Below are 14,365 nucleotides of genomic sequence, written 5' to 3' on the forward strand. Positions count from 1 at the left end.
GAGTATTGGTATCGGAATCTGCGTGAAACCGTCCGGTTCAGTGACGCGATCAACGCGCTGAACGCGGAAGGGTACAAGGCTTTCATCGAGATCAGTCCCCACCCCGTGCTCACGATGAGCATCGAAGAGTCCGTTGTGGACGGTGTGGTGACCGGCACGCTGCGGCGGGACGACGGTGGGTACGACCGGTTCCTGCGCTCGGCCGGTGAGGTGCACGCGCGTGGTCTCGAAGTCGACTGGACGGCGGTGCTGGACGGCCGCGGTGCCCGGCGGGTCGACCTGCCCACCTATCCCTTCCAGCACGAACGGTACTGGCTCGACTCCGTTCCCGGCGCGGGCGACCCGGCCGGGCTCGGGCAGGCCGACGCCGCGCACCCGCTGCTCGGCGCCTCGGTGGAACTGGCCGACGGCGACGGCCTGGTGCTCACCGGACGGCTCGCCGGCGGCACCGGTTCCTGGCTCGACGACCACGTCGTGCACGGCACCGTGATCGTGCCCGGTTCCGCCTTCGTCGAACTCGCCCTGCGTGCGGGCCGCGAACTCGGCTGCGACCGCCTCGACGAGCTGACCCTCGAAGCCCCGCTGCTGCTCGACGGCAAGGACACCCAGCTCCAGGTCGTCGTCGACGCCGATGGCCGTGGCGTCAGCGTCCACTCGCGACAGTACGAAGACGGCCCGTGGACCCGTCACGCCCGCGGCGTGCTGACGGCCGCCGAGCCGGAGAACGGGACGTTCGAGAGCTGGCCGCCCGCCGGTGCGGAACCGCTGCCCGTCGACGACTTCTACCACCGGCTCGCGGCCACCGGCCTGGACTACGGCCCCGCCTTCCAGGGCCTGCGGGCCGCCTGGCGCCGCGGCGACGAGGTGTTCACCGAAATCAGGCTGCCCGAACAGGTGGACGCCGACCGGTTCGCCGTGCACCCCGCGCTGCTCGACGCCGCGGTGCACGGGGTCGACCTCGGTGTGCTCGAACCGGGGCGGCGGCGGCTCGCCTTCGCCTGGAGCGGGGTGACCCTGCACGCGACCGGGGCACGGGCGCTGCGGGTCCGGCTCGCGGCTTCCGGCGACGACACGGTGACGCTGACCGCCGCCGACGAAACCGGTGCGCTGGTCCTCTCCGTGGAAGCCCTGGTGCTGCGGCCCGTCTCGGCCGAGCAGCTGCGTCCGGCCACCACCGCGCCGGTGTACGCGGTGGACTGGACCGCGGTGCCGTCCACCGCGGCGCGGCCCGTCCGCTGGGCGGTGCTGAGCGCGGGCGAACCACGCATGGGTGACTGGCTCACCGCCTCCGGGCAGTACGCCGGCAGCTACGCCGATCTCGGCTCGCTGGGCACCGCTGTCGAATCGGGTGAACCGATCCCCGACGTGGTCGCCTTCGCCTGCACACCCGCGCACGACGAACTCCCCGGTGCGGCCAGGGCGGTGCTCGCCGAAACCGCCGCCCTCATCCGGTCCTGGGTGGCCGACGACCGGTTCGGCGGCTCACGGCTGGTCCTGGTCACCCGGAACGCGGTGACCACCGGCGCCGGGAGCGCGCCGGACCTGGCGCAGGCACCGCTGTGGGGCCTGCTGCGGTCCGCGCAGTCCGAACACCCCGGCCGGTTCGCCCTGGTCGACTTCGACGGTGAGGACAGTTCCTTCCTCGCCCTGCCCGACGCGATCGCGGTGGGCGAACCGCAGGTGGCGATCCGGGCGGGCAGGCTCACCGTGCCGCGGCTCGCCCGCACCGGGCCGAACCCCGGCGCGCGCTGGAACCGCGACGGCACGGTGCTGGTCACCGGGGCCACCGGCGGGCTGGGCAGGCTGGTCGCCCGGCACCTGGTGACCACCCACGGAGTCCGGCACCTGCTGCTGGTTTCCCGGAGCACGCCGAGCCCCGAGGTGACGGCCGAGTTCGACGCGCTCGACGCCGACACCACGTTCGCCGCCTGCGACGTGGCCGACCGCGCCGCGCTGGCCGGGGTGCTCTCGGACCTCGAACCCCCGCTCACCGCCGTGGTGCACACCGCCGGCGTGGTCGACGACGGCATCGTCGAAGCGCTCACCGGCGACCAGTTCGACCGGGTGCTGCGGCCGAAGCTGGACGGCGCGCTGAACCTGCACGAGCTGACCGCGGACCTGGACCTGTCCGCCTTCGTGTTGTTCTCCTCCGCCGCCGGCATCTTCGGCACCCCCGGCCAGGGCAACTACGCCGCCGCCAACGCCTTCCTCGACGCGCTCGCCGCGCACCGCCGCTCCCGTGGCCTGCCCGGGGTGTCCCTGGCGTGGGGGATGTGGGCCGAGGCCGCCGGGATGGGCGGCAGGCTCGCCGGTACCGACCTGGCCCGGATGGCCAGGGGCGGCACGGTCGCGATGACCGCCGAAGAGGGGCTGGCCCTGCTCGACGCGGCGACCGCGAGCCCCGAAGCGGCGCTCGTGCCGGTGCGCCTGGACACCGGGGTGCTCGCCGCCCGGGAAACCGTGCCGGAACTGTTCCGCGGCCTGGTCCGCGCCCGGCCCCGCCGGGTGGCGGAGACGGGCGCGGGCGAAGACGGTTCACCGCTGGCCCGCCGGCTGGCGCCGCTGCCCGGCGAAGAACGGGACCGCGTGCTCACCGAGCTGGTGCTCACCCACGCCGCGGCCGTGCTCGGCCACGGCACCGGCGCCGGCCTCGGCACCGGGCGCAGCTTCAAGGAACTGGGCTTCGACTCGCTCACCGCCGTCGAATTCCGCAACCGGCTCTCCGGCGCCACCGGGCTCCGGCTGCCACCCACGCTGATCTTCAACCACCCGACCCCGGACGCGCTCGCCGCCCACCTCGCCACCGAACTGCTCGGCACCGCGGCCGGACCCGCCGCGCCGGTGCCCGCGGTCCGGTCCACTTCGGACGATCCCGTGGTGATCGTGGCGATGAGCTGCCGCTTCCCCGGCGGGGTGGACTCGCCGGAGCGGCTGTGGCAGGTGGTGGCCGACGAGGTCGACGCGATCGGCCCGATGCCGGCGGACCGCGGCTGGGACCCCGGCGGGCTCTACGACGCCGACCCGGAGAAGCCCGGCAAGACCTACCTGGTCGAAGGCGGCTTCATCGAGGGCCTCGGCCGGTTCGACGCCGAGTTCTTCGGCATCAACCCGCGTGAGGCGCTGGCCATGGACCCGCAGCAGCGGCTGCTGCTGGAAACCGCGTGGGAGGTCTTCGAACGCGCCGGTATCGACCCGGTTTCCCTGCGGGGCGCGCCGGTGGGCGTGTTCGCCGGTACCCACGGGCAGGACTACGGCGCCCTGCTCGACGGCGCCCCGCCGGATCTGGAGGGGTACAAGGCCACCGGCACCGCGGGCAGCGTGGTCTCGGGACGGCTGTCCTACACCTTCGGGTTCGAAGGCCCCTCGATGACCGTGGACACCGCCTGCTCGGCGTCCCTGGTCGCCCTGCACCAGGCGGCCAAGGCGCTGCGTGGCGGGGAGTGCACGATGGCGCTGGTCGGCGCCGCCTCGGTGATGTCCACCCCGGAGCCGTTCGTCACCTTCAGCAGGCAGCGGGTGCTCGCGGTGGACGGGCGGTGCAAGTCCTTCGCCGCGGCCGCCGACGGGACCGGCATGTCCGAAGGCGTCGGGATGCTGCTGGTGGAGCGGTTGTCCGACGCACGCAGGCACGGCCACCCGGTGCTGGCCGTCGTGCGCGGTTCCGCGGTGAACTCCGACGGGGCGAGCAACGGGCTGACCGCGCCCCACGGTCCCTCGCAGGAACGCGTGGTCCGGCAGGCGCTGGCCGACGCCGGGCTGACCGGCCGGGACGTCGACGTGGTCGAGGCGCACGGCACGGGCACCGCGCTCGGGGACCCGATCGAGGCGCACGCGCTGCTGGCCACCTACGGCCGCGAGCACGCCGAAGCGGACCCGCTGTGGCTGGGCTCGGTCAAATCGAACCTCGGCCACACCCAGTCCGCCGCCGGCCTGGCCGGGGTGATCAAGATGGTCGAGGCGATGCGGCACGCCACGTTGCCCAAGACGCTGCACGTGGACGCCCCGTCCCCGCACGTGGACTGGTCGCAGGGCGGGGTGCGCGTGCTGACCGAGGCCCGCGGGTGGCCGCGGCACGGGCGTCCCCGCCGAGCCGGGGTCTCCTCCTTCGGCATCAGCGGCACCAACGCGCACGTCGTGCTGGAACAGCCGCCCGAGCCGGCCGGGGTGGCACCCGAGCCGGTCACCCCGGCCACAGCGCTGCCGTGGGTGCTCTCCGGCAAGACCGAACCGGCGCTGCGGGCGCAGGCCGGGCGCCTGCGCGAGCACCTGCGCGGCCTGGACGCGGTCGACGTGGCTTCGATCGGGCTTTCCCTGGCCACCACCAGGACCGCGCACGCGCAGCGCGCCGCCGTGCTCGGCCGTACCCCGGAGGACTTCTTCGCCGGGCTGGACGCGCTGGCCGGGGGCACCGACGCGCCGAACCTGGTGCGTGGTGCCGCGGTGCGCGGCAAGGTCGCCTTCGTTTTTCCCGGCCAGGGCTCGCAGTGGCCGGAGATGGCCACCAGCCTGCTCGCCTCGTCGGAGGTCTTCGCCGCGCGGCTGCACGAATGCGACGAGGCGCTGCGCCCGTTCGTCGACTTCTCCGTGCTGGCCGTGCTCCGCGGTGAGCCGGGCGCCCCGCCGCTGGACCGCCTGCGCGTGGTGCAGCCGGTGCTGTTCTCGGTGATGGTGTCGCTGGCCGAACTCTGGCGTTCCCGCGGGGTGACCCCGGCCGCCGTGGTCGGGCACTCCCAGGGCGAGGTGGCCGCCGCCTGCGTCGCGGGTGCGCTGTCGCTGTCCGATGCCGCCCGGGTGGTGGCCCTGCGCTCGCGCCTGATCGACGAGGAGCTCTCCGGGCGGGGCGGTGTCGTGTCGGTGTCCGCCTCACCGGACGACCTGGCGCCACGGCTGGCGCGCTGGGGTGACCGGCTGTCCGTCGCGGCGATCAACGCCCCGGCCGCGGTCGCCGTCGCCGGTGAGCCGGAGGCGCTCGGCGAGCTGATGGCCGAACTCGAAGCCGCCGGTGTCCGCGCCCGGCGCATCCGCGGGGCGCACGCGGCCGGGCACACCGCGCAGATCGACCGCCTCCGCGACCGGCTGCTGGAGCAGCTGGCGCCGGTGGCGCCGAGGACGGGCTCGATCCCGTTCTACTCCACGGTGACCGGTGCCCCGATCGACACATCCACCTTGGACGCCGAGTACTGGTACCGCAACGCCCGTGAACCGGTGCGGTTCGAGCAGGCGATCCGCGCGCTCACCGCCGACGGGCACACCGCGTTCGTCGAATCGAGCCCGCACCCGGTGCTGCTCGGCGCCATCGGGGAGACCGCCGAGGACGCCGGTGTGGCCGGCACGCTGCGCCGCGACGACGGTGGCGAGGACCGGTTCGCCACCTCCCTCGCCGAGGCGCACGTGCGCGGCGTCGCGGTGGACTGGACGACGGTGTTCCCGGCCGGGGCGCGGAAGCTCGCCCTGCCGACCTACGCCTTCCAGCGCCGGGAGTTCTGGCTCGACCGGCCGTCGGCCGCCGCCGACGTCACCTCCGCCGGGCTCGCCGAAGCCGGTCACCCGCTGCTCGGGGCGGCGGTGGCCGTCCCGCAGTTCGACGGGTTCCTCCGCACCGGCAGGTTGTCCGCGCACACCCAGCCGTGGCTGGCCGACCGGCCGGTGGCCGGGGTGCCGGTGGTGCCGCCCGCCGTCTTCGTGGAACTGGCCCTGCACGCCGGGGAGGAGTCCGGCGGCGACCGCCTCGGTGAGCTGACCGTCGAAGCCCCGCTCGTGCTGCCCGAGCACGGCGGCGTCCGGCTCCAGGTCACCGTGGGCGGGCCGGACGAGCACGGCCACCGCGCCGTCGCGGTGTACGCGCAGCCCGAAAGCGATCACTCCGGCGACCCGTGGACGCGGCACGCCAGCGGGGTGCTGACCACAAGCGAGGGCCCGGCACCCGCCGGATTCGCGGTGTGGCCGCCCGAAGGCGCCACGGAACTGGCACACGGCGCCCTCGACGGCGCACGGGCGGCGTGGCAGCGCGACGGTGAGCTGTTCGCCGAACTCGCGCTGCCGGAGGAGACCGGCGACTTCGGCATCCACCCGCTGCTGCTGGACGCCGCGCTGCGGGGTGCCGCGGTGCTGCGTGGTGCTCCGGACGACTCGATCGCCGTGCACTGGCGTGACGTCGTCCTGCACGCCACCGGCGCTCGCGAACTCCGGGTCCGCCTCGGCGAAACCGCCTCCGGCGCGCTGGATCTGACCGCCACCGACGGGACCGGTGCCCCGGTGCTGACCGCCGTGGTCGAATTCCGCCCGGTCGACGGCTTCCGGGCGCAGCTCGGCCACGGTGACGCCCTGTTCCGGCTGGACTGGATCGGCCTGCCGCGCCCGGCCACGGCGGCGGGCGACGGGGTGGTGCTCGGCGAGCGGTACGCGGACCTGGCGGCACTGGGTGCCGCGATCGACGCCGGTGAGATCGCCCCCGGCTTCGTCGTGGTGCCCCCGGCGCAGGACAGCGGCACCACCGCGGAGGCGGCGGGCGCCCACGCCCGGCGCACCCTCGGCCTGCTGCGCTCGTGGCTGGACGACGCCCGGTTCGCCGACGCGCGCCTGGTCGTGCAGACCGCGGGCGCGGTCACCACCGGTACCGGCGACGGCGTGCCGGGCCTGGCGCAGGCCCCGATCTGGGGCCTGGTGCGCTCGGCCCAGTCCGAGAACCCCGGACGACTGGTCCTGGTCGACGTGGACGCCCACGAGGCGTCGGCTCACCTGGTCCCGGCCGCCGTCGCTTCCGGTGAACCGCAGGTGGCCGTGCGGGCGGGCGAACTCCGCGTGCCGAGGCTGGCGCGCACCCGCCCGTCGGAGGAGCCGCCCGCCTTCCACCCGGACGGCACGGTCCTGATCACCGGCGGCACCGGCGCGCTCGGCGCCCGGCTCGCCGAACACCTGGTGACCGCGCACGGGGTGCGGCACCTGCTGCTGACCAGCCGGAGCGGCATCCGCTCGGCCGGCGCCGGTGCCCTCGGCGCCCGCCTCGCCGAACTCGGCGCCACGGTGAGCATCGAAGCCTGCGACGCGGCCGACCGGACGACACTGGCGGACCTGCTGACCCACGTGCCCGCCGCCCACCCGCTGACCGCGGTGATCCACGCGGCCGGGGTGCTCGACGACGGCGTCGTCGGCTCGCTCACCGGCGAGCGGCTGGACACCGTGCTGCGGCCGAAGGTGGCCGGTGCGGTCAACCTGCACGAGCTGACCGCCGGGCTGGACCTGTCGGCGTTCGTCCTGTTCTCCTCGGGCGCGGGGGTGTTCGGCTCACCGGGACAGGCCAGCTACGCCGCGGCGAACACCTTCCTCGACGCGCTCGCCGAGCACCGGCGGGCCCGGGGGCTGCCCGCCCAGTCGCTGGCCTGGGGGCTGTGGGCCGAACGCGGCACGCAGTCGGCCGGCCTCGGCGAGACCGGCCTGGCCCGCCTGGCGCGCAACGGCACGCTGGAGATCCCGGCCGAGCACGGCCTCGCCCTGTTCGACGCGGCCCCGGCCGTGAACGCCGCGGTGGTGGTGCCGACCCGGCTCGACTTCACCGCCCTGCGGGCGCTGGCGCGGGCCGGTGACCTCCCGCACCTGCTGCGCGGGCTGGTCCGCACGACCGCGAGAACCGCGGCCGCCGAACCGGAGGGCTCCCCGCTGGCGGTGCGCCTGGCCGGGGCGGCGGAGGCGGAGCGCCGCGAGGTCCTGCTGGACCTGGTGCGCACCACCGCGGCCGCCGTGCTGGGGCACACCGGCACCGAGGCGATCGGCCCGCGGCGGGCGTTCCGCGAGGTGGGCTTCGACTCGCTGACCGCGGTCGAGTTCCGGAACCGGCTGCAGGCCGGCGCCGGTCTCCGCCTGCCGGCCACGCTGGTCTTCGACCACCCGACCCCGCTCGCGGTCACCGGGCACCTGCTGGCGGAACTGTTCGGCACCACCCCGGCGGAGACCGGGCCGGTCACCGCCGCCCCGGCCGCCGAGCCCATCGCGATCGTGGCGATGAGCTGCCGCTTCCCCGGTGGGGTGCGGTCGCCGGAGGACCTGTGGCGGCTGCTCGAAGCCGGTGGTGACGCGATCACCGGGCTGCCCGCCGACCGCGGCTGGGACCTGGCCGGGATCTACCACCCGGACGCCGACCAGCCGGGCAAGACCTATGTCCGCGAAGGCGGTTTCCTGCACGACGCGGCCGAGTTCGACGCCGGGTTCTTCGGCATCAGCCCCCGCGAAGCGGTGGCGATGGACCCGCAGCAGCGGCTGCTGCTGGAAACCTGCTGGGAGGTCCTGGAACGCGCCGGCGTCGACCCGCATTCGCTGCGCGGCAGCCGGACCGGCATCTTCACCGGGACCAGCGGCCAGGACTACTCGGCGCTGGCCGAGCACCTGCCGCAGGCGGACGAGGGCTTCCTGGTGACCAGCACCGGCGCCAGCGTGCTCTCCGGCCGGGTTTCCTACGCGCTCGGGCTCGAAGGCCCGGCGATGACCGTCGACACGGCGTGCTCGTCCTCGCTGGTGGCGCTGCACCTCGCCGCGCAGGCGCTGCGGTCGGGGGAGTGCACGCTGGCGCTCGCGGGCGGTGCCACCGTGCTGGCCACCCCGCGCACGCTGATCGCGGCGAGCAGGCAGCGGGGCGTGGCGCCGGACGGCCGGTGCAAGGCGTTCTCCGACGACGCGGACGGCTTCGGCATGGCCGAGGGTGCGGGCGTCCTGCTGCTGGAGCGGCTGTCCGACGCCCGGCGCAACGGGCACCCGGTGCTCGCGGTGTGGCGTGGCTCCGCGGTCAACCAGGACGGCGCCAGCAACGGGCTCACCGCGCCGAACGGCCCGTCGCAGCAGCGGGTGATCCGCGAAGCGCTGGCGAGCGCGGACCTCAGCGCCGCCGAAGTCGACGTGGTCGAGGCACACGGCACCGGGACCTCGCTGGGTGACCCGATCGAGGCGCAGGCGGTGCTGGCCACCTACGGCCGCGAACACCGCGAGGACCGCCCGCTGCTGCTGGGCTCGGTGAAGTCGAACCTCGGGCACACGCTCGGCGCGGCCGGGGCGGCCGGGGTGATCAAGATGGTGCTGGCCATCCAGCACGGCATCGTGCCGAAGACCCTGCACGCCGGGGTGCCTTCGTCCCACGTGGACTGGACGGCCGGTGCGGTGGAACTGGCAGGCACCGCGGTGCCGTGGCCGGAGACTGGGCACCCCCGCCGGGCGGGCATCTCCTCGTTCGGCATCAGCGGCACCAACGCACACGCCATCGTGGAGCAAGCACCCGAGCCGGTGACCGAAGCGCCCGAACGCACGCGCTCGCTGGACCGCGTGCCGGTGGCGCTCTCGGCCAGGAGCGCGGACGCGCTGGCAGGCCAGGCCCGGGCGCTGTCGCGGTGGCTCGCCGACCGTCCCGAGCTCGCGCTCACCGATCTCGCGTACTCGTCGGTCACCACCCGGGCCGCGCTCGAACACCGCGCGGTGATCAACGCCGGGGACCGCGGCGAACTGCTGCGGGCCCTCGACACCCTCGCCGACGGCGGGGTGGCGTCGAACCTGGTGCGCGGTGAACAACGCGACACCAAGTGCGCGTTCGTCTTCTCGGGTCAGGGAGCGCAGCGGGCGGGCATGGGCCGTGAACTGCACGCCGCTCACCCGGTCTTCGCCGAGGCGTTCGACGAGGTGTGCGCCAAGCTCGACGCGGAGCTGGCCGGGCACGTCGAGCACCCGGTCCGGGCGGTGGTCTTCGACGAGGTGGCGGGTGAGCTGCTCGACCAGACCGTCTACACCCAGGCGGGCCTGTTCGCCTTCGAGGTGGCGCTGTTCCGGCTGCTGGCGCACTGGGGCATCGAACCCGACTACGTGCTGGGCCACTCGATCGGCGAGGTGGCCGCCGCGCACGTCGCGGGTGTGCTGGACCTGGACGACGCCGCGACGCTGGTCGCCGCGCGGGGCAGGCTGATGCAGGCGCTGCCCGGCGGCGGTGCCATGGTCGCGGTCGAAGCAGCCGAAGCGGAGGTGCTGCCGCTGCTGGCGGACGCCGTAGACGTCGGCATCGCGGCGGTCAACGGCCCCACCGCCACCGTGCTCTCCGGTGCCGAGGACGCCGTGCTCGCCGTCGCCGAAGCGCTCGCTTCCCGTGGTGCGAAGACCAAGCGCCTGCGGGTGAGCCACGCCTTCCACTCGCCGCTGGTGGCGGCGGTGCTCGACGAGTTCACCGCGGTCGCCGGGCGGCTGACCTACCACGAGCCGTCGGTGCCGCTGGTGTCCAACCTGACCGGCCGGCCGGTGACCGAGGAGGTCACCTCGCCCGGGTACTGGGTGCGGCACGTCCGGGACGCGGTCCGCTTCGGCGACGGCGTGCGGTGGCTCGCCACGCACGGCGTGGGCGTGTTCGCCGAACTGGGACCGGACGGCGTGGCCACCGCGATGGCCGGGGACAGCGCCGGGGACCAGGCGGTGCTCGTCCCGGCCTGCCGCAAGGACCGGCCCGAGCCGGTGACGCTGCTCAACGCGCTGGGCAGGCTGCACGCGCACGGGATCAGTCCGAACTGGACGGACTTCTTCGCCGGTACCGGGGCGGTGCGGGTCGAGCTGCCCACCTACGCCTTCCAGCGCCGGCGCTACTGGCTGGACGCGCCGGACCGGCCGGCGGCCGAGCGGTCCTGGCGCTACCGGGTGGAGTGGCGCACCCCGGCGGTGATCGGCAAGCCCGTGCTGGCCGGGCACTGGCTGGTGGTGCTGCCCGAGGGCGCCGAAAGCACCGGGTACGGCGACTGGCAGGCCGACCTGCTCACCTGGGGCGGCGCGGAGGCGAGCACCGTGTGCCTGGACCCGGCCGGCGACCGGGACGACGCCGCCGCGCGGATCACCGCGGCCGTGGGGAACTCGGCGATCGCCGGGGTGTTCTCCCTGCTCGGCCTGGACGAACGCCCGCACCCCGGGCACCCGTCCGCGGCACTGGGCCTGTCGGCCACCGTGGTCCTGCTCCAGGCGCTCGGCGACGCCGGGATCGACGCACCGCTGTGGTGCGCCACCCGCGGTGCGGTCGCCACCGCACCCGGTGAGCCGGTCGGCAGCCTGACCCAGGCCCAGCTGTGGGGCCTCGGCCGGGTGGCGGCGCTGGAGTACCCGGGCCGCTGGGGCGGCCTGATCGACCTGCCGTCGTCGTTCACCGAGGCCAACCGGGACCGCGTGCTCGCGGTGCTCGCCGACGCCGCCGGGGAGGACCAGCTCGCCGTCCGCGATCGCGGGGTGCTCGCCCGGCGGCTCGTCCGGGCGGAACCGGTGGCTCCCGGGCCCGACTGGGCTCCCCGCGGCACCGTGCTGATCACCGGCGGCACCGGCGCGCTGGGCGGCCACGTCGCCCGGCGGCTGGCCGCCGCGGGCGCGGACCACCTGCTGCTGGTCAGCCGCCGCGGCCCGGCCGCGCCCGGTGCCGGCGCGCTGGCCGCCGAGCTGACCGGGCTCGGCGCCCGGGTTTCCGTGGTGGCCTGCGACATCGCCGACCGGGACAGCGTCGCCGGACTGCTCGCGGGCATTCCCGGGGACGCCCCGCTGACCGCCGTCGTGCACACCGCGGGGGTGGTCGCCGACGGCGTGCTCGAAACGCTGACCCCGGAGAAGATCGCGGAGGTGATGCGGCCGAAGGCGGACGCCGCACTGCACCTGCACGAGCTGACCAGGGACCTCGGCCTGTCCGCGTTCGTGCTCTACGCCGCCATGGCGGGTGCGGTCGGCAGCCCCGGCCAGGGCAACTACGCCGCGGCGAACGCCTTCCTCGACGCGCTGGCCGAGCGCCGCCGCGCCGACGGGCTGCCCGCGCTGTCGGTGTCGTGGGGCTGGTGGGAAGGCGAAGGCATGGCCCAGCTCGACGGGGTCGACCAGAGCCGCCTGCGCCGCAACGGCTTGCTGCCGATGGCCCCGGAGCACGCGGTGAGCGAGCTGTTCGCCGCGCTGGGCACCGGCGACCCGACGCTGCTGGTGACCAATGTGGACTGGCCGAGCTTCGTGCCCGCGTTCACCACCACCCGGCCGAGCGCCCTGCTCGAAACCGTGGCCGGGCCGGTCCCGGCGGCCGGCGCGGCCCGCCGGGCCGAGCCGGACGCCGTGCCCGAACTCGTGGCGCGGCTGGCCGGGGCGGACCCGGCCGAACGCCACCGCCTGGTGCTGGACCTGGTCTGCGCGCACGTGGCCGAGGTGCTCGGCCACGACTCGGCGGACGCGGTCGAAGTCGCCAGGGGCTTCCTCGAACTGGGCTTCGATTCGCTCACCGCGGTGGAACTGCGCAACCAGCTGACCGCCCGCACCGGCCTGCGCCTGCCGCCGACGCTGATCTTCGACCACCCGAGCCCGGCCGCGCTGGCCGACTGGCTGGCCGGGCAGCTGCTGGGCGAGGACGGCGGGGGTGATCCGCGGGAGGCCGAGGTCCGCCGCCTGCTGGCGACCATCCCGCTGGCGCGGCTGGCCGAAGCCGGCCTGCTCGACGAACTGCTCGGGCTCGGCCGCGGCACGGGTGAGCAGCGGGCGAACGGCGACACCGACCGGATCGACGGCATGGACGCCGCCGACCTGGTTCGCCTGGCCAGGGAAGACCTCGACTGATGACGGAGCGGAAGATGAGCCAGACGTCGCAGGCGGAGATCGTCGAAGCGCTGCGGGACTCGCTGAAGGAGGTCAAGCGCCTCCGCAGGCAGAACCGCAAGCTCACCGACGAAGCGCGGGAACCGATCGCCATCGTCGGCATGGGCTGCCGCCTGCCCGGCGGGGCCGGTTCGCCGGAGGAGCTCTGGCGCCTGCTCGAATCCGGTACCGACGCGCTCACCGGGTTCCCGGCTGATCGTGGCTGGGATCTGGCGAACCTGTTCGACGAGGATCCGGATCGGCCGGGCCGGTCGTATGTGCGGGAGGGTGGTTTCCTCGACGACGTGGCCGGTTTCGATGCCGGTTTCTTCGGCATCTCGCCGCGTGAGGCGCTGGCGATGGACCCGCAGCAGCGGCTGCTGCTGGAGATCTCCTGGGCGGCGCTCGAAGACGCGGGTGTGGCTCCCGGAACGCTGAAGGGCAGCCGCACCGGGGTTTTCGCCGGGACCAACGGCCGGGACTACCCCGCGCTGCTGGTGGACGCGCCCGGCGAACTCGAAGGGCACATCGGCATCGGCAACGCCGGCAGCGTGCTCTCCGGCCGGGTGTCCTACCACCTCGGCCTGGAGGGCCCGGCGGTCACCGTCGACACCGCCTGCTCGTCCTCGCTGGTGGCGCTGCACCTGGCGGCGCGGGCGCTGCGGGCCGGGGAGTGCTCGCTGGCGCTGGCCGGTGGGGTGTCCGTGCTGTCCACCCCGGAGGGCTTCGTCAGCTTCAGCAGGCAGCGCGGGCTCGCCCCGGACGGGCGGTGCAAGGCGTTCGCCGACGCGGCCGACGGCACCGGCTGGGGCGAAGGCGTCGGTGTGCTGGTGGTCGAACGGCTCTCGGACGCGGTGCGCAACAACCGCCGGATCCTCGCCGTGCTCCGGGGTTCGGCGGTCAACCAGGACGGGGCCAGCAGCGGGCTGACCGCGCCCAGCGGACCGTCGCAGGTCCGCGTCATCCGTGACGCCCTGGCCGCGGCTGGTCTCGAACCGTCCGATGTGGATGTGGTGGAGGCGCACGGGACGGGTACGCGGTTGGGTGATCCGATTGAGGCGCAGGCGTTGCTGGCGGTTTATGGGCGGGGTCGGGTGCGTCCGTTGTTGCTGGGTTCGGTGAAGTCGAATCTGGGGCACACGCAGGCGGCGGCCGGGGTGGCGGGGGTGATCAAGGTGGTCGAATCGCTGCGGCGGGGTGTGGTGCCGAAGACTTTGCACGTTGACGCTCCTTCGTCCCGGGTGGATTGGTCGGCTGGGTCGGTGGAGCTGGTGACTTCGCCGGTGGGGTGGCCGGAGGTGGGTCGTCCGCGGCGGGCCGGGGTGTCGTCGTTCGGGGTGAGCGGGACCAACGCCCACGTCATCCTCGAACAGGCTCCCGAGCGGGAACCGGCCGGAATCGACCACACCGGTGCGCTGCCCTGGCTGCTCTCGGCGAAGACCGATGACGCGCTGCGCGCACAGGCCACCCGGCTGCTGTCCTATGTGGAGGAAAATCCTGAGGTGCGCCCGGCCGAGATCGCGCACTCGCTGGTCACCACCCGTACCACCTTCGACCACCGGGCCGTCCTGGTCGGCGACGACCGCGAAGCCCTGTGCGCGGCGCTCGCTTCCCTTTCCCGCGGTGCCCCGAATCCCGCGGTGATCCGGGGAAATCCGCTGCGTGGCGCCGATCGCCCGATTTTTGTGTTTCCTGGTCAGGGTTCGCAGTGGGTGGGGATGGCGTTGGGGTTGTTGGAGTCTTCTGTGGTGTTTCGGGAGGCTTTTGT

2 protein-coding genes are annotated in these 14,365 nt (G+C 74.7%); both read left to right on the forward strand.

Going from position 1 to position 14,365, the window contains the following annotated elements; translation table 11 throughout:
- Positions 1 to 12,579 (forward strand): SDR family NAD(P)-dependent oxidoreductase (locus AC07EG_RS39925; RefSeq protein WP_478258487.1); only part of this gene is annotated, 12,579 nt, incomplete at its 5' end.
- Positions 12,580 to 12,629: 50 nt separating this feature from the next.
- Positions 12,630 to 14,365, forward strand: a 1,736-nt coding sequence (locus tag AC07EG_RS39930; RefSeq protein WP_478258488.1) for a type I polyketide synthase, incomplete at its 3' end; no start/stop codon positions are given.

The sequence above is a fragment of the Amycolatopsis sp. NPDC045836 genome (genome assembly GCF_056431745.1).